The organism is Bradyrhizobium sp. SEMIA (assembly GCF_014844175.1).
Taxonomy (GTDB): Bacteria; Pseudomonadota; Alphaproteobacteria; order Rhizobiales; family Xanthobacteraceae; genus Bradyrhizobium; species Bradyrhizobium arachidis.
On sequence record NZ_CP046601.1, the window covers coordinates 9,604,242 to 9,621,410 of the forward strand.

Sequence of the window (17,169 nt, forward strand, 5' to 3'; positions counted from 1 at the left end):
CCAGTATAAAGTCCTCTGCAAAAACCCGAACACCTCCCCCGACCGCGCCTTCCTGATGAAGAACATCGCCCGGAGCCTTGCCGGGCTGGCGGGCCAGTTGGATCGGCTCGATGCGCTAACAAGGGAGGAGCAGCACAGAGGCTCCGCGCTCAGGGATAAGGATGCCTTCTTGGCCGTAAAACGCAACAGCCTTCCCCAAAAGAATCCGAATGGTAGGACGTGGCTAACCCGAAGCGCAAAGTCATATTGACTAAGAAGGCCCTTCGCTTCCATATTTCCGGAACTCGCCGACATTGAAGCCGGAGAAGCTGGGATGGCTCTGTCTGACCGGGTGAAAACGAATATGGAAGTTGTGCTGGAGGAGACCTGCCGGGAGCTTCCGCACGGCGGGGATCATGAGAGCCGACGCGTGATCGCCGAACAGCTATTGCTAGCGGCCGAAGCAGGCCAAGGCAGTTTGGGTGAGCTTCGAGGCGTAGCGCTTCGGGCATTCGCGAGCGCAACGAAGATCACACGACAGTAGGTTTTTGGGGGAGGGCCGTGGCTTCGGTATTGTTGGTCGAGGATGAAACGCTCATCCGGATGATGGTTGAAGATATGGTGACGGAGCTTGGCCACACGGTGGCGGCGGAGGTTGGGGATTTGCCTTCGGCACTGGAGCAGGCGAACAACGCTGTCTTTGACATCGCTCTGCTAGACGTGCAGCTGGGGCGTGACGGCATTGAGCCGGTTGCGAGGGCTCTGGCCAAGCGCAATATCCCATTCGCGTTTGCGACCGGCTTTGGTGAGTCTGGAGTGCCCGAAGAATTCCGGGGACGGCCGTGGTTGCAAAAGCCGTTTACGGTCGAACAACTTGAACGCTGCTTTGCTGAACTTCTCCGGCGCGATTAAGGGGCGGGAACGGATCAAAGAGCCGCAGCGTTACGAAAATACCTTTCGATAGGAAGCTGAAATGTACAATGCCACGCTACTTTTTCAACGTTACGCATGAGCGTTCGACCACGGACCACGTTGGTGAAGAGTTGGCGGATCATCGCGCGGCGTGGAAAGAAGCCACAGTCACGGCCGGGCAGATTCTGCAGGGGCTCGATGGCGACCTAAAGCCCGGCCGCGAATGGCGCATGGAAGTCACGGACCAATTCCGGAATCCGCTATTCGTTCTTCGCATCATCGCTGAGGAGTCGCTTGCGGAAGGAAAGAATCAACCAAGCAAGCAGTAGCGCTCCGGGAAAAATAGGGAGTCCGGGAGCGCCAAAAAATTTCATTTCGTGTCAGTGGAAACCCGGAAGGGCCGCTGGACCAGACCAGCGGTCCCTTTGGTTTTCGGGCTTCGGGAATTTACGGTTGAGCCTACTACCTACAAGTGTGCCACCGATGGCAATCATGATTAGGATCATGGACAGCATGGAATCACCCCGCGCTGATCTTGCGACCCTATGTACCAAAGTGAACATGAATTTTCGGCAACGGGACGTTTGCTCAGTCTTCCGGGTGGGGACACTTGGCGAGTCAGGCCGCGTTGGGAGGACTTGGTGCGGGGAGCCCATAATCCCTGGCCCTTTGCGCGGCCATTTTCCGGTAGGCTTGGGCCTGCGCTAAAAGCTGGCTTTTGAAGGCGGCTTCCTTTTCGCTCGCCGCCAGCGATAGCAGGCCGGGAACCGGAACCGGCTTTATTTCGTTCTCTCATGATTATCGCGGAGTTGGCTACCGTCCAAGCTTCCGTGCGGGAACATTCTTGAAGGTTGGTCGGGGGAAACGGTCATGGTGAAGCAGGTTGTGCCAGGTGAAAACGGCGCGATCGCTGATTTGCAGCGCATCTCCACGGGGAGCGGGGGCCTCGACGACATTCTTGGCGGTGGCTTCGACGCTAACCGCATGTACCTCTACGAAGGCCGGCCGGGCACCGGCAAGACCACCATCGCGCTGCAGTTTCTGCTAAAAGGGGCGGCGAATGGCGAACGCGCGCTCTACATCACTCTTTCCGAAACCAGGCGGGAGCTTGAGCTCGTCGCCCGGCGGCATGGCTGGTCGCTCGCCGGGGTGGACATCTTCGAGCTCGTTCCCCCGGAGACGACGCTCGATCCCGAACGCGAACTCACGGTATTTCACCCCGCCGAAATGGAGCTGAGCGAGACCACGAACCTCGTATTCAAGGAGGTCGAACAAATAAATCCAACACGCGTGGTGATCGACAGCCTTTCCGAGCTTCGCCTTCTGGCTCAGAATGCGCTGCGTTATCGTCGCCAGGTTCTGGCCTTGAAGCATTTCTTTGCGCAACGCAACTGCACCGTTATCCTACTCGATGACCTGACTGCTTCGCACGAGGATCTGCAGCTCCATTCCATAGCCCATGGCGTTGTGATGCTGGAGCAGCTCGCGCTCGAATACGGCGCCGAACGCCGCCGCCTGCGCGTCATTAAAATGAGAGGCATTCCGTTTCGAGGAGGCTTCCACGATTTCGTCATTGCGCCCGGCGGCCTCAAGATCTTCCCGCGCTTGATTGCTTCTGAGCATCATAAATCGTTTCCGGGCGACTTCACTCCGAGCGGCAATGCCGAGCTCGATGAACTTCTTGGCGGGGGCCTTGAGCGAGGCACCAACGCGCTTTTCATCGGCGCAGCCGGCGTCGGCAAGTCTTCGCTGGCACTGACCTATGCAATAGCGGCCGCGGAACGCGGCGAGCATGCCGTGTTTTTTGCCTTCGACGAAGGCCGCGGCACTGTTGAGGCTCGTGCGCGAACGCTCGGCCTCCCGCTTCAGAAACATGTGGATTCCGGGCTCATCCGATTCCAGCAGATTGACCCCGCCGAGCTGTCGCCAGGCGAGTTTGCGGCAAACGTTCGGCATAGCGTTGAGGTCGAAAATGCCCGTATTGTTATCATCGACAGCCTCAATGGCTATCTCAACGCGATGCCGGACGAGCGTTTTCTCGTCCTTCAGATGCACGAGCTCTTGACCTATCTCGGCCAGCAAGGGGTGCTGACCATCCTCGTGCTTGCGCAGCATGGGCTGGTTGGCCCGATGGATACGCCGCTGGACATCAGTTATCTTAGCGACGCCGTTTTGATGCTGCGCTATTTCGAACTCGCCGGTACGGTTCGACGCGCCTTGTCGGCCGTGAAGAAGCGAAGCGGCAATCATGAACACAGTATCCGTGAATTTCGTTTGAGTGGCGCAGGCATCAGCCTGGGGCCCCCCCTCAGCAATTTCAGCGGCATCTTCTCAGGCAATCCACGGTTTCTGGGGACGGACATTCCCGAGGTGGACACGTCAGATGGAGACTGAGCGAGAGCACCGCGTGCTGATCTTCGCGCCGATCGGGCGCGATGCGCTCGCGTCCGCAGAGTTGCTCCGCAGCTCGAGACTCGCGACCGCCATTTGTGCTGACGTCGAGGCATTGGTGAGCGAGATGGAGACGGGAGCAGGAGTGGTTTTTCTTGCCGAAGAAGGACTGTTCTCGAAGGATACGCCGCTGAGCCAATGGGTCCAGCGGCAACCCGCCTGGTCGGACCTGCCTTTCATTGTGCTCACGAGTCATCACCACCAGCCGCAAGTAGTCGCTTGGCGGCGCCACCTTGTGAACGTGCTGCGCAACGTGTCCTTACTCGAACGTCCTATCCAGCCGATCACGCTCACCAGCGCGGTTCAGTCGGCCCTTCGCGCCAGACGGCGCCAGTACGAAGTACGAGCGCTGATCCAGGCGCGTGACCAAGCGGCTCAGCAACTCGAAAGCCTGGTTATCGAGAGGACGCACGCTCTTGCAGAGGCCAACGACCATCTCCGTCGCGAGATGGCGGAGCGTGCTCGCGTGGAGGAAACGCTCCGACAAGCACAGAAGATCGAGGCGATCGGACGCCTCACCGGCGGCGTGGCTCACGATTTCAACAATTTGCTGATGGTCATCTCGGGCGGGCTCGACATGCTGGATCGCCAGGCCGACCCGGCGCGGCGCCGCCGGTTGATGGACGGAATGATCCAGGCGGCGCAGCGCGGAGCTAGCCTGACCCGCCAGCTTCTCGCGTTCTCTCGGCGGCAGGAGCTCAAGCCGGAATCCGTGGATATAGCGCGCCAGATTGGCGGGATGCGCGAATTGCTCGATCGGAGCTTGCGGGGCGACGTGCACGTGAAGTTCGAGTTTCCTGCGACTCTCTGGCCCGTCGAGGTCGACCCAGGTGAACTCGAATTGGTCGTGCTGAATCTTGCCGTCAACGCGCGTGACGCAATGCCCGCCGGCGGCACGATCATCGTCCGTGCAGAGAATGTACCTGATCTCACGGAGAACGAACTCGCGGGCGATTATGTCCGGCTCTCAGTGATCGACACGGGGACTGGCATGACCGAAGAGGTCCGAACCAAGGTGTTCGAGCCATTCTTTACCACAAAAGACGTCGGCAAAGGATCGGGACTAGGTCTCGCTCAAGTCTACGGGTTTGCCACCCAGTCAGGAGGGACCGTCCGTATCGATTCAGAGCTCGGTTCTGGCACCACGATCTCTCTATACCTTCCGAAATCCGGACACGCGCCGTCTCACGATCAACGCCGGCTTGTGGAGTTTCACAAACCAAATGGACGGCTTCGAGATGAAGGTCGGATTCTTCTGGTCGAAGACGACGATGAGGTCGCTACCCTGGTCAGCGAGATGCTCGACGACTTGGGGTATGAGGTGACCCGCGCGGCCAGTGCCGCGGCGGCACTTGGCGCTCTGGCTGATGGACGACCTGTCGATATCGTCTTTTCGGACGTCATGATGCCAGGCGGGATGAACGGAGTTGAGCTTGCCCGCGAAATCCAAAAAAGGCGAAGCGACATCCCGATCCTGCTGACAAGCGGTTACAGCGGAGCGGCCATTCACGAAGCCAAGGAGACCGGAGTCAAGAGAAAGAGAGATGTGAGGGATCTCACACGGGGATTTCGACTCTTGCACTAAGTTCGCGCGGCTGCAGAAGCTGCTGACCGATCGCAAGATCGTGCTGACGCTCGATGCTGCGGGGCGCGACTGGCTCGCTGCCAAGGGCTGGGATCCCGCCTATGGCGCCCGGCCGCTGAAGCGGGTGATCCAAAAGTATCTGCAGGACCCCCTGGCCGAAATGATCCTCGCAGGCGAGGTGAAGGACGGCGACAAGGTCGCGATCTCGGCGGAAGGCAATGTCCTGACATTCAACGGAAAGTCGCCGCAGACGGCGGAAATAGCGCAATTCAACGCCCCATCTCCAAAACGGAGATTGCACTGAACGGTCGATCAGACAGAACGCAGCAGGCAGATATTGAGCAGGATGACATGGCACAGCTTTGCAGGCACTTGGCAGGAATTCATGACGTCGTTCCCCATTCTCTTGGGTGTGAAGAATGCCTGCAGCTGGGCGACCCATGGCTGCACCTGCGCGTCTGCCGAACCTGCGGTCATGTCGGTTGCTGTGATCAGTCGCCCAATCGGCATGCGACGAAGCATTTTCATGCAACGGGCCACCCCATCATCGAAGCTTATGATCCGCCCGAAGGCTGGGGCTGGTGTTATGTTGATGAACTGATGTTTGACTTGTCGGATCGGCCCACGCCGCAACTAGGTCCGATCCCAAGATTCTATTGATGCGCCACCTCAGGCTGCCTGATCAGAGGCTCCGAATGCGTGGGCTAACCGTAAACAGTCGATGATGCACGACGCTTTCCGGCGTTTGCGTTGACGGCTGTCAAGGTGGAGCGTCGCTCGACGCGTCATCTTCAGCTGAGAAGCAGCCTGCTAGGGAGATGGACATGGTCGCGCGCACTGCCACACGTAGTTCCGACCGACGCGAAGCCACAGTACCGCATGGCACCAAACCTCAAGCGAGAGATCCGCAACCTTATGATCAGTTCGAGCTACTGCCGATCGCCGGGAGCTGGCGCCACGGGCAGGCAGATCACAGGCTGGGCGATACGAACCCTTTCACCGGCGACGTCCTGCTCGAAATCAAACAGGCCGATCGTCGTGATCTCGATGCGGCGTTTGCAGCGGCTGCCAAGGCTCAGGTGGCGTGGGCCGCTTCAGCACCGGTGGTGCGGGCGCAGGTATTTCGCCGCGCGGCCGGCGTGATGGAAGCGCGCCGTGGCGAAATCGTTGACTGGCTGATCAAGGAATCCGGCAGCACGCGACTGAAGGCGAACCTTGAGTGGGAAGTGACTCATACCGTGATGCTGTGGGCGAGCTCGGTGCCCCATGCGGTCGAAAGCCGCTCCATTCCGTCCGACATCCCGGGCAAGGAAAATCAGGTGCGGCGCAAGCCGGTCGGAGTGGTCGGGGCTATCAGTCCTTGGAACTGGCCGCTCCATCTGAGCAATCGCACTGTCGCACCGGCGCTCGCGGTAGGAAATGCCGTTGTGGTGAAACCGGCCAGTGATACGCCGGTCACGGGCGGATTGTTGTTGGCGAAAATTTTCGAGGAGGCCGGCCTGCCGGCGGGGCTTCTCAGCGTCGTTGTCGGCGCGGGCAGCGACATCGGCGACGCCTTCGTCAGTCATCCCGTTCCGCGGGTCATTTCGTTTACCGGCTCGACGCCGGTCGGCCGCGGGATCGCGGAACTTGCCGCGAAGGCGCCGATTATCAAGCGCGTCGATCTGGAGCTCGGTGGCAATGCTCCCTTCGTTGTGCTCGCGGACGCCGATCTGGATCAGGCCGTTGAGGCCGCAGTGTTCGGCAAATTTCTGCACCAGGGCCAGATCTGCATCGCCATAAACCGCCTCATTGTCGAGGAGCCAGTCTATCACACGTTCGTTGAACGCTTCACGGAGCGGGTGGCGAGATTGAAAACCGGCGACCCCCGCGATGGCGATACCATGGTTGGTCCGATCATCAATAACTCGCAGCTTCAGAAGCTGATTGCACGCGTTCGCCGCGCCGCCGACGACGGCTGCAAACAGGTGCTCGGAGGCGAGCCGGACGGGCTCGTGCTGCCGCCGCATGTCTTCGTGAACGTCACTAACCAGATGGAACTTGCAGCGGAAGAAATATTCGGCCCGGTGGCGCCGATCCTCCGGGTCGGCAGTGCCGAAGAAGCCTTGGCTGTGGCCAATGAAACGAGTTTTGGGTTGAGCGGCGCCGTATTCGCGCGCGACTTGCACCGGGGCGTACACTTTGCCCAGCGAATGCAGGTCGGTATGGCCCATGTCAATGATCAACCCGTCATCGACTTGCCGACCTGTCCGTTTGGCGGCGAGAAGAATTCCGGCATTGGCCGATTCAATGGCACTTGGGCGATCGAGGCCTTCACGACGGACCAGTGGCTGACCGCGCAGCACGCGCCCCGAGGCTATCCCTGGAGCGCTTCCGCCGTGCAGGGGCCGTGGTCATGAAAGGCGCATAGGATGGACGACCTATCCAACACGGTTGTCGCTGGTCTCCAGACGAGCAGCAACGGCATGCTGGAGTCCCGCCACGAGCATATGTTTCCCAAGTTCGCGCCCGACGAGATCGTCCGTATGCGCCGGTTCGGCGAGATCAAGCACTATGCTGTCAATGAATATCTATTCCGCACGGGTGAGGTTCCGCCGGGGACGTTTGTCATCATTTCCGGTCGGGTATCCGTCGAAGCTCGCAATCGACCTGGCCGGGTGGAGAAAATCGTGGAATTGGGTGCAGGCGAATTTGTCGCCGAAGTCGCGCAACTCTTTGGTGGACCCGCCCTGGTCGATGCGCGCGCAACCGAGCCCGTTGAATCGCTACTCTTTCTGCCAGCCAGACTTCGCGCCTTGCTGATCGCCGACGTTCAACTCGGCGAGCGCATTATGCGTGCCCTTATTTTGCGACGGGTGTTCCTGATCGAGGCCGGCGCTGGCGGCCCTTGTCTCATCGGGCGCGAGGGCCATCCCGGAATGGTGCGTCTGTTGGAATTCTTGGCGCGCAACGCCTATCCGCACCAGGTGCTCGACCCCACGAAGGATCCGGATGCGCGAGCATTTTTGAAGCACTATCCCTGCAAGTCGGAAGAATTGCCGTTGGTGGTCTGTCCGAACGGGGCCATCCTGAAAAACCCGAGTGAAGCTGACTTGGGGCGGGCCCTGGGGATGGTGCCCCCGGATCTCGAAGGGCGCCGATACGACGTAGCAATTGTCGGTGCCGGCCCAGGAGGACTTGCTGCTGCCGTGTACGCGGCATCCGAAGGTTTGTCAGTCGGCGTCTTCGACGCACGGGCGTTCGGGGGGCAGGCCGGTGCCAGCAGCTGTATCGAAAACTATCTGGGATTTCCTACGGGAATTTCAGGCCAGGCGCTGGCTGGGCGTGCCTATGTGCAGGCACAGAAGTTCGGTGTGGAGATGATCATTCCCGAGACGGTCACAAACCTTCGTTGTGAGCACTATCCATTCGCGATCGAGCTCTCCGACGGTCGCAGCGTCACCGCGCAGACCGTAGTGATCGCGAGTGGCGCGCGATATCGCAGGCCGAAGATACCGAATTTGGAGCATTTCGAGGGACGGGGAGTTTGGTATTGGGCCTCCCCGATCGAGGCTCGTCTATGCCGAAACGAGGAAGTGGCGCTGGTCGGCGGAGGCAATTCCGCAGGGCAAGCGGCTGTGTTTCTAGGCCGCTATGCCAAGAAGGTATGGATGCTTGTGCGGGGACCCAGCCTGGCTGCGAGTATGTCGCAGTATTTGATCGACAGGATCGCGGCGACAGAAAACATCGAGTTGCTCACCTGCACGGAGATCGTAGGGCTGTCGGGTAACGAGCAGGGCCAACTCGAACGGGTCCGCTGGCGCGACAGGACCGGCGCGGAAGTTGAGAAAACGATCCGCAACGTCTTTATGTTCATCGGTGCGGAGCCCGCAACAGAGTGGCTCAGCGGTTGCAACGTCAGCCGCGATAGCAAGGGCTTTGTGCGAACAGGCACGAACATACCACCTGATGACCTTCTATCGGCTGACGGCGCGAGCGTGCCATCGCTCGAGTCGAATGTGGCTGGTGTGTTTGCAGTGGGTGATGTTCGTTTCGGATCCGTCAAGCGCGTCGGCGCGGCGATCGGCGAGGGAGCAACCGTTGTGCAGCAGATCCACGCCTTTCTCGAGACGGCGCGGACCAGCCGAAGCGAAGAGCCAGTGCAAGCCGCCGCGGAATGATAAGAGCTGCAAGCGGTTCGTGAAGAAGATTCCCGCGCATATGATGCCTGTCAATGCGATTGGCGGCGAAAAATGGCAAACGTACCCGATGATCGCGCAACTCCCCCCCCGACAAGATGCCGCCGCCGCGCCCAGAGGGCGTGCGGCAGTTCCAGCGACTATTTCGCGAGGCGGCTGGCCTCGACTTCGACAAGGCTGATCTCAAGCGCTACGAGGAGTTCATCGATCATAGAATTTATCGGCTGCTGCTGCGCGCCGAGGCTGACGCCAAAGCTGGCGGCGACGTCCTGATCGAGCCCTGGAATCTCCCGATCACGGCCGGGCTCCAGGAATGCATCGAGCAATTCAGGAAAATGGATGAAACGATAGAGCTGGCGCCGATTCTCGACCGTCTGGCTCATCGGCCGCCGCTGCAATTCAGCTATAGCGACGAAACCGAAGCAATGCTGCCGGACCTTGCCGGGGGTCTTGGCGTCGCGCTCGCTCGAGCATTGAAGATCATCGAGCCGGATCTGAAAAATCCGCAGACCAAGGAGTGGGAACTCGCCTCCCGGATCTTCGAGCTTCTGCTATAGCTGTCGCACCTGATCCCGCTGGAGTTCGCACATCGATATCGGAGTCATCTGCTGGTGATCTCGTTTATCGGTCTCGGCAGGGGCTATGTTCATTTTTGCGATATGAAGCTCAGTCCCGTTGTAAAAGACAAGGGAGTGCCCCTGATGACTGTGATGGAGACCACCCGGACGATCGTACTTCCTTCAGGTGAACATATTCCGAGGCTTGGCCAAGCACTTGGCACATGGCCGAGAATGCGCTGAATCGATCGAAGGAGGTCAACGCGCTGCGTCTCGGCATCGATCTCGGCATGAGCCTGATTGATACGGCCGAAATGTATGCGGACGGTGGTGCCGAGCGTGTCGTCGGCGAGGCGATCAAGGGACGGCGTGACGAGATTTTTCTGGTGAGCAAGGTGCTACCTCAGAACGCCACGCGGCATGGTACGATGGCAGCCTGCAACCGAAGTCTGGCGCGCCTTGGCGTGGATGAGATCGACCTCTATCTGCTGCATTGGCGGGGGTCGGTTCCGCTGGAAGAGACCGTGGATGCCTTCGAAACCCTGGTGGGCGCGGGTAAGATCCGACACTGGGGCGTCAGTAATTTCGACGTCGCCGACATGCAGGAGCTCGTCGGCTTGCCCAACGGTGCAAACGTCGCGACCGATCAGGTGCTCTACAATCTCGCGCGCCGCGGCATCGAATTCGATCTCATGCCTTTGTGCCAGCGCAGCGGCCTGCCGATCATGGCCTATTCACCGATCGAGCAGGGCCGTGTGTTGCATCACGTCACGCTCAAGACGATTGCAGCGCGTCGCGGCGCGACACCGGCACAAGTGGCGCTGGCCTGGGTGCTGCGTCAGGATGGCGTATGTGCGATACCGCAATCAGGCAAGCCGGAGCATGTGCGCGAGAACCGTGGTGCACTCGACGTTCGGCTGACGCCCCAGGATCTCGCCGAACTCGATGAAACCTTTCCGCCGCCGGATCGCAAGCAACCTCTGGCATCTCACTGATTCAGGAGACATTGAGCCATGAGCGATCAGGAACGCCACATCGTTTGCCCGCATTGCACGAGCACCAACCGCATTCCGGCCCGGAGGGATGCGCGCCAAGCGAAATGCGGGCACTGTCGACAGCACCTCTTTACGGGACATCCGATGCCGGTTTCCGCCCGCAGCTTTGCCACTCACATCCAGCGCAACGATATTCCGATTGTAGTCGATTTTTGGGCGGCGTGGTGCGGGCCTTGCAAAGCCATGGCGCCGGCTTTCGAGCGCGCCGCCGGCGAGTTCGAACCCGAGCTTCGCTTCCTGAAGGTCGACACCGAGGCGGAGGCGGAGCTGTCGGCCCGCTACAACATTCGAAGCATTCCGACCCTGATGCTATTCCACAGAGGCAACGTCGTCGCCCAACGCGCCGGCGCCGTCGGCGTCGAGGCCTTGCGCGACTGGTTACGCCAGCATGCGCCTTCAGCGCCTGCAGCGTCATGAACTGCAGAGCGGGTGTCTTACGCCAGCTGACGGGCTTCGATTGCGTGCGCTTTCCAGAATCGATACGAGCGCCTGAAGCCGATCATCTGAGGCGTTTTCTGATCTGGAAACGCGATATCAAACCTCGTGATCGCCAAATGAATCGCAATCTCGACCTGCGCCGTACGTATAACGATACTCTCCTTTCGCTTACTCTTGCCGGTCCGATCGTGGAACGTGCCATGCGCGAGCCATTGGGCAGCGGTCTCGACGGGCGCTGAACCGGTGTCCGACGCGCAAAGGGCGGCGTTGTCGATAGCCGGGAGCATTCCGTAGGCGGCAGCGGCCAGGGTCGCTGCGCACTCGAAATCGCCGCGATGGAAATGATCGATGGCTGCGTGTATTTGGCGCATCGAAGCGTATCTGACAGAAGTTTGGATGAATGGCGGGCTGATTATTTTGATCTCCCCGTCTCGGTCGCTATCCAAGCGAGCTCACGTGGCGGCCGCAACTCGCTGTTAAGGAGGTTCGCAATATCGCGTCGCTGCATCGGATCGCTGCAAGTGGCGCCTATCCGGCTGGCGCTGGTCTGTCGGTTGCGAACCAGACGCAGCATTTTCGCGCATTCTGGACAACGATATGACCCAAAGCTTCTGTCCATCGGTACTTGCCCTGTTTGAACAGTAAGTAGTTTTCAACAATGCCGAGATTTCGGCCATGATGCTCGTCAATGGATCGAGAAGAAATTACCGAGGGGAGGATCGCTGGCGGTCCAACGGCGGGGTGCGCTCAAGCGACCAAACGGGTTGAGCCGCCATTGAGAGGGGAGCGTCGCCGCGACGGAATTGCACGCTTTATCCCCGATACGGCTGGGACGCCGACGTCCGCTCCGTCACCTCGCGAAGGAAATCCTCGGGCTTGCTGAAGAACGTGTTTTCAACGAGAACGCCGCCTATCACGACGACCGGATGCGTGCGCAGAATGTCGATCGCCAGGGCCGTGGTCAGGAGATTGACGTCGAAGGTGCAGATGACCGCATCATCGAAGTTCGATAGCGCGCTATTGAGCCGCATTTCATATTCCGCCCAATCATTCCTGCTCTCCCAATTGTCCAAGGCGGTTTCGGGGTGTGCGATCATGCGCGTAAGCGGGAATCCAAGCGCGGCCCCGTTCTGCAGCACTTTCTGGATGAGATCGAGCATGTCTTCCTTGTTGAAACGGCCTGTTCGCAAATACGTGTCTTGCGGCAGCGCGATCTCGAGCTGACCCGATCGTTGCGCGGCCTCAACATCTATGCCGCCGCTCCGGAGTCGTGTCACGTGATCGTCGACATGCCGCTCAGGTAGCACGTGGAAAGCGCGCTGACCTCAATTCAGGCCATCGCAGACAAACGGCAGAAGCGTATTGTATTCGTCATCCGCCGAGCAAAAAAAGGCGCAAACATGCCGGTGTTCGCGAAGCATGGAGCCAGCGAAGGGAATCGGTGCCGCGGAAGAGCGCATAACCGGCCCCGTCTTCGTTGGAACGGGTGAGTGTGCGATCCTCGAAGCGTCGCGGTCTGAAAAAGTCTGCTCTGAGGTTCTATCCTTGAGGCGCTCGGCAAAGCGGACGGCAACCCGCTCCATTGGCGCGGGATCGTACTCAGCATCTTCCCAGGGCTGGCGAAAATGTACCGTGAGCACGCCCCAGAGCCGGCCTTTATCAACGATGATGGGCGCCGAATGCGCCGCTGCGACGCCTACTTCTTGTAAGGCTACCAGCTCGCTCGTGCCAACAAACAGGTAACTTGCGGCAATATTTCCAACAACTGTGCGCATGCGTTTCCTCAGCGTTGCCGCACAAGTAGAGTTAGTGTCGCGGCGAACAATTCGAAACACATTCAGAGCTTCATCGGGAAATCCGCAACTGGCAACGATCCTGAGGCAGTCCTCCGCGCTGTCGTACCGCTGCACAGTGCCTAAATCCGCCTGGGCTGCCCCGATAGCACTGATCAGAACCTCTTGCATCGGTTCGTCGCCGCGTCCTGCGCGGGTCAGTGGGTTGTTGCCATCTTGGAAGGTCTTGCCGGACCTTGCCTCCGAGCCGGGCTGGCGGTTTTGCATCGGAATCCTCGCGGCGGGACGCCATAAGCAGCATGAACTTTGTGGGGCCGCCGTCCATTACGTAGTTTTGCTTACTTGAATTCAGCATCTCATAGGCGACCGGTTGCTGCTTCGCAGTCTTGAGACGCTGTCCTTGGTGTCGATAAGGCGTCGGGAACCGAACGATCGGTCCTATCGCCTGTTGGGAGTAGGAGATAGCAAGCTCGCAACATAGATCGGAATCGGCGCGCCAATGCCTTGGGTGGAAGAGATTTCAGATCCCGGCGAACTCCGGCGCTGCATCAGGGACCTAGTGGCACTATCGACCTTGCCTGCCCTTTGGGAGAGGTACTCTGCGAAGGAAATAGCCGATAGTGTGGCTCTTGCTCTCCAGTCGATCCTGTCGGTCGACTTCGTACATGTCAGTCTTTCTGTCGGACAGGACGAAGGACCAATCGCTGTAACCCATGGGCCGGTCGGACAAATGCCGCGGGAAGTCACCGAGGCGATCCGGCTCGAGATCTCGCCTGAATGGTTTGAAAGCGCAGGGCGGCCTCAAGTGATGTCCAATCCGCTCGGCCCCGGCAATGCGCACATCGCAACGGCCACGATCGGATTGGGGCGGTCCCTACTTGTGGCTGGGTCGTTTGGTCCAGGGTTTCCGAGAGAGACCGACCGACTTATGCTCAGCATCGCTGCAAGTAATGTCGCAATAGCGTTGCAGCGTCGGGAGGCAGAGGCGGACGAACGGCGTTTTGTAGCGCTCGTCGAGCGATCTTCCGACTTTGTTGCCTTTTCGGACCTGAATGGCGGGGTCCAATTCGTCAATTTGGCTGGCCGCGAGCTGGTGGGAATTGAGCCGACAGACGATATTTCAAGTTTGCGCGTCGTCGACTTCGTTAGCTCGAGCGATCAGGAGCTTCTGCTGAATCAATGTTGGCCCGCCGCTTTGACAGACAGACGCTGGATGGGGGAACTTAACCTATGTCATTTCAAAACGGGGGAAAAAATTCCATTCTTAGTCGATATTTTCAGAATCGACGATCCTCGAGGCCACGGGCCTATGAACGTTGCCACCGTCAGCCGCGATCTGAGAAGGCAAAAACAAGCCGAACGCGAACTGCGGCGTTTGAACGAGTCGCTCGAACGAAGCGTGGAGCTGCGTACCGCCGAGCTGATGGCGGAGATCACAGAGCGCAAGCGGGCGGATGAACGCTCGCGGGAATTGCAGTCAGCTCTCTCGCATGCGGGCCGGCTAAGTGTTGCCGGCGAAATGGCTGCCGCTCTGGCGCATGAGTTGAACCAGCCGCTCACGGCGGTTGCGAATTCCGCCAACTCTGCTCTACGTCTTCTTGCGCGATCCGGGTCGATGCGGACAGAGTCGGTGCGCGAGATAATGGATGATGTTGCCGGGCAGGCATTACGCGCCGGGCAAATACTTCGGCGTCTTCGCGACTTTGTCACTCGCGGGAAGAGCGAAAAGAAGAGCGAGGACATCGAGACGCTGATCCGTGAAGCGAATGCATTTGCGCGCACCGGATTAGAAGGCTTGCAGGTTTCGGTAAGCCTGCTTTTCGATCCCCGCGTATCGCATATTTGCGCGAATCGAATTCAGATCCAGCAGGTCTTGGTAAATCTGATCCGTAATTCCCTTGAGGAAGTCGCGGGCATACCGCAAGCCAAAATTGATGTTGTGACACGACAAACCGGCGGCAAGGAGATCGAGATCTCCGTGTCCGACAATGGGCGCGGCGTGGTGCCCCACGTGGTCGATAAGCTGTTTCAACCTTTTGTCTCGACGCGGCACGATGGTATGGGCTTGGGCCTCGCCATCTGCCGTTCAATTGTGGAATCGCATAATGGGAAGCTTTGGTACGAGCCAAATCCCGGTGGCGGAGCCTCGTTTCGATTCACTCTCTCATCCGCAGAGCCAACGGAATAGGACCATGCCGAAGGACGTAGTGTACATAGTCGATGACGATGCACCCGTTCGCCGATCGCTTGGACGCCTGCTTGAGTCAGCTGGCTTTGTTACACGTTCGTTTGAGGCACCGATCGAGTTTCTGGATGCAGCTCCCAATCTTGCAAGGGGCTGTGTCCTGTTGGATGTGCAGATGGCCGTCATGAGCGGTCTCGAAGTGCAGGCGGCACTCGACAGAATGGGCTCCACGATACCTGTGGTCGTTATGACGGGCCAAGGTGACGTACCGACGGCGGTTCGGGCGATGAAGGCCGGTGCGGTGGATTTCCTCGAGAAGCCGTTCGATGATGACGTGCTGCTCGATGCGATTGAACGCGCGCTGGCGCGGGGCAGTCGTCCACACCAGGCTCGTGAGGCGTCAGAGGCATGGAGTCGGATTGCTGCGCTCAGCCAACGAGAGCGCCAGGTTCTCGATGCAATTGCAGGCGGACAACCAAACAAGATAATTGCCTTTAGGCTTGGCATCAGTATCAGAACGGTTGAGGTCCATCGGGCGCGAATGCTGCATAGATTGGGAGTGCGTCAGATTGGAGAAGCTGTGCGACTATTGATATTGGCTGATTCGACTCCGCAAGGCGTGCTTCGACTCTCCCCTTAGGAAATACTTTTCAGAATGCCGTGATGACAATCAATATTCTCATGCGGACCGGCCCCCTGCTGCATCATCGCCAACGCTGATCGACACAGGCCTTCGCCTTTTCGCCGCGGTCCTGTTCCAGTGAAGGATAGTCCGTGTAACCTTTCTCGCCGCCGCCATAGTATGTCGTCGGGTCGTCTATGTTCAGTGGGGCACCGACACGCAGCCGTTCGGGCAAGTCGGGATTGGCGATGAACTTGCGGCCGAAGGCGATCAAGTCAGCCTGGCCATCGCGTAGCCATTGCGCGGCGGTATCGGCGTTGAAGCCTCCAGCGACGATGAGCGTTCCCTGATATGTGTTCCGGATCAGTCGGGCGATATTGAGGGCGTACGGCTCCGGCTTCTCGCCCTTCTGCATCTGTTCGAGCGCGGGATTGACGATGTGCAGATAGGCCAAACCATAGCCGGAAAGTTGCTCGGCGACGTAAGCGAACGTCGAGTCCGGAGCGTCGTCGTTGATGTCGTTCATCTTGCCGAGAGGTGAGAGCCGGACGCCGATCCTGTCCGCCCCGAGAATGGGAATCAGGGCTTCCGTGATTTCAAGCAAAAGCCGCGCCCGATGTTGAACGGATCCGCCATAAGCGTCGCTGCGTCGGTTGGTGCTGCTCTCGATGAACTGATCGATCAGGTAGCCGTTCGCCGCATGAATCTCGATGCCATCGAACTCGGCGGCGTCCGCATTTCGCGCCGCGCGCTCATACTGTTTGACGAGGTATGGCATCTCCTCCAGCGTCAGCGCGCGTGGACGCACAAATGGAACCAGTTCTCCCTCGCCACGCTCGTTTTCGATGAAGGCCTTGCCCGCGGGCGTGATCGCCGAGGGCGCTACGGGCAGCATGTTGTCCGGCTGCAGGGCCGGATGCGAAATGCGACCGACGTGCCAAAGCTGGTTGAAGATCAGTCCATCATTCTCGTGCACAGCTTTCGTGACCTGCCGCCAGGCTTCGACTTGTTCGCGGCTATGGATACCTGGGGTCCAGGCATATCCCTGGCCCTGCATCGAGATCTGGGTGGCCTCGCTTATGATCAGGGCGGCAGAGGCGCGCTGCGCATAATAGCAGGCTGCTAGTGGAGATGGTACATTGCCGGGCTGCCGTGCTCTTGATCGGGTCAAGGGGGCCATGACGACTCGATGGGGCAGGCTGAACGGCCCGAGCCGGCATGGTTGGAAGAGGGGGTTCGTGTCCCCGTTTGGGACCGCGTGGAGCACGCGGCTTTGCGTGGTAGCGGTGACCATATTGCCTCAGTCGAAGGAGTTAAGTGTGCGAAGATCCTTGGATCTCTGGACCCTAACCTAATGGCGGATCGCTAGACTGCGCTGACAATTGTCAATGCGCCAACCTTGGAGAATGGAGGT

At 59.3% G+C, this 17,169-nt stretch carries 14 protein-coding genes and 3 pseudogenes; 13 read left to right on the forward strand and 4 right to left on the reverse strand.

Annotated features, from left to right (window positions below; genetic code table 11):
* Positions 1-540 precede the first annotated feature (540 nt).
* The 11 genes and pseudogenes from FOM02_RS46220 (at position 541) to trxC (ending at position 11,134) form a co-directional block, all read left to right on the forward strand.
* On the forward strand, positions 541-891 hold the full coding sequence (locus FOM02_RS46220; RefSeq protein WP_027565166.1) for a response regulator: 351 nt from the start codon (positions 541-543) through the stop codon (positions 889-891).
* Between the two features lie 68 nt (positions 892-959).
* Positions 960-1,220, forward strand: coding sequence for a DUF6894 family protein (locus FOM02_RS46225; protein WP_035730730.1), 261 nt, complete (start codon positions 960-962; stop codon positions 1,218-1,220).
* 541 nt (positions 1,221-1,761) lie between these two features.
* Positions 1,762-3,285, forward strand: a complete 1,524-nt coding sequence (locus tag FOM02_RS46230) for an ATPase domain-containing protein (RefSeq protein WP_265441333.1) — start codon at positions 1,762-1,764, stop codon at positions 3,283-3,285.
* Positions 3,275-4,927: an ATP-binding protein gene (locus FOM02_RS46235; RefSeq protein WP_265441334.1), complete on the forward strand. Its 1,653-nt coding sequence runs from the start codon at positions 3,275-3,277 to the stop codon at positions 4,925-4,927. Before FOM02_RS46230 ends, FOM02_RS46235 begins: the two co-directional genes overlap by 11 nt.
* Positions 4,926-5,231 (forward strand): annotated as a pseudogene (locus tag FOM02_RS46240) (ATP-dependent chaperone ClpB); the annotation flags it as partial. The gene FOM02_RS46235 and the pseudogene FOM02_RS46240, both read left to right, overlap by 2 nt.
* 47 nt (positions 5,232-5,278) lie before the next feature.
* Positions 5,279-5,587, forward strand: coding sequence for a UBP-type zinc finger domain-containing protein (locus tag FOM02_RS46245; protein ID WP_265441335.1), 309 nt, complete (start codon positions 5,279-5,281; stop codon positions 5,585-5,587).
* A 164-nt stretch (positions 5,588-5,751) separates the two neighbouring features.
* Positions 5,752-7,326: an aldehyde dehydrogenase family protein gene (locus FOM02_RS46250; RefSeq protein WP_265441336.1), complete on the forward strand. Its 1,575-nt coding sequence runs from the start codon at positions 5,752-5,754 to the stop codon at positions 7,324-7,326.
* A 66-nt stretch (positions 7,327-7,392) separates the two neighbouring features.
* Positions 7,393-9,087, forward strand: coding sequence for an FAD-dependent oxidoreductase (locus FOM02_RS46255; RefSeq protein ID WP_416207804.1), 1,695 nt, complete (start codon positions 7,393-7,395; stop codon positions 9,085-9,087).
* A 116-nt stretch (positions 9,088-9,203) separates the two neighbouring features.
* Positions 9,204-9,662 (forward strand): DUF1931 family protein, encoded by a 459-nt coding sequence (locus FOM02_RS46260; RefSeq protein WP_265441338.1) that lies wholly within the window; start codon positions 9,204-9,206, stop codon positions 9,660-9,662.
* A gap of 150 nt (positions 9,663-9,812) precedes the next feature.
* A pseudogene (locus FOM02_RS46265) lies at positions 9,813-10,657 on the forward strand (aldo/keto reductase).
* A gap of 18 nt (positions 10,658-10,675) precedes the next feature.
* Positions 10,676-11,134, forward strand: coding sequence for a thioredoxin TrxC (gene trxC, locus FOM02_RS46270; RefSeq protein ID WP_265441339.1), 459 nt, complete (start codon positions 10,676-10,678; stop codon positions 11,132-11,134).
* A gap of 17 nt (positions 11,135-11,151) precedes the next feature.
* On the opposite strand, the gene FOM02_RS46275 is transcribed toward trxC, so the two are convergent.
* From FOM02_RS46275 to FOM02_RS46285, 3 genes and pseudogenes are all read right to left on the reverse strand, one after another.
* Positions 11,152-11,526 carry a hypothetical protein gene (locus tag FOM02_RS46275; protein ID WP_265441340.1) on the reverse strand — a complete coding sequence of 125 codons (375 nt, stop codon included), beginning with the start codon at positions 11,524-11,526 and terminating at the stop codon, positions 11,152-11,154.
* Between the two features lie 441 nt (positions 11,527-11,967).
* Positions 11,968-12,468 (reverse strand): annotated as a pseudogene (locus FOM02_RS46280) (MEDS domain-containing protein); the annotation flags it as partial.
* 12 nt (positions 12,469-12,480) lie between these two features.
* Positions 12,481-13,215 (reverse strand): GAF domain-containing protein, encoded by a 735-nt coding sequence (locus FOM02_RS46285; RefSeq protein ID WP_265441342.1) that lies wholly within the window; start codon positions 13,213-13,215, stop codon positions 12,481-12,483.
* Positions 13,216-13,570: 355 nt separating this feature from the next.
* Between FOM02_RS46285 and FOM02_RS46290 the strand changes: the two genes are divergently transcribed.
* Positions 13,571-15,136 carry an ATP-binding protein gene (locus FOM02_RS46290; RefSeq protein WP_265441343.1) on the forward strand — a complete coding sequence of 522 codons (1,566 nt, stop codon included), beginning with the start codon at positions 13,571-13,573 and terminating at the stop codon, positions 15,134-15,136.
* Positions 15,137-15,140: 4 nt separating this feature from the next.
* Entirely contained in the window at positions 15,141-15,773 is a 633-nt protein-coding gene (locus tag FOM02_RS46295; RefSeq protein WP_265441344.1) for a response regulator transcription factor, read from the forward strand.
* A gap of 64 nt (positions 15,774-15,837) precedes the next feature.
* Here FOM02_RS46295 and FOM02_RS46300 read toward each other — a convergent pair whose 3' ends face one another.
* Entirely contained in the window at positions 15,838-17,049 is a 1,212-nt protein-coding gene (locus FOM02_RS46300; protein WP_265441345.1) for an alkene reductase, read from the reverse strand.
* Between the last annotated feature and the right edge of the window lie 120 nt (positions 17,050-17,169).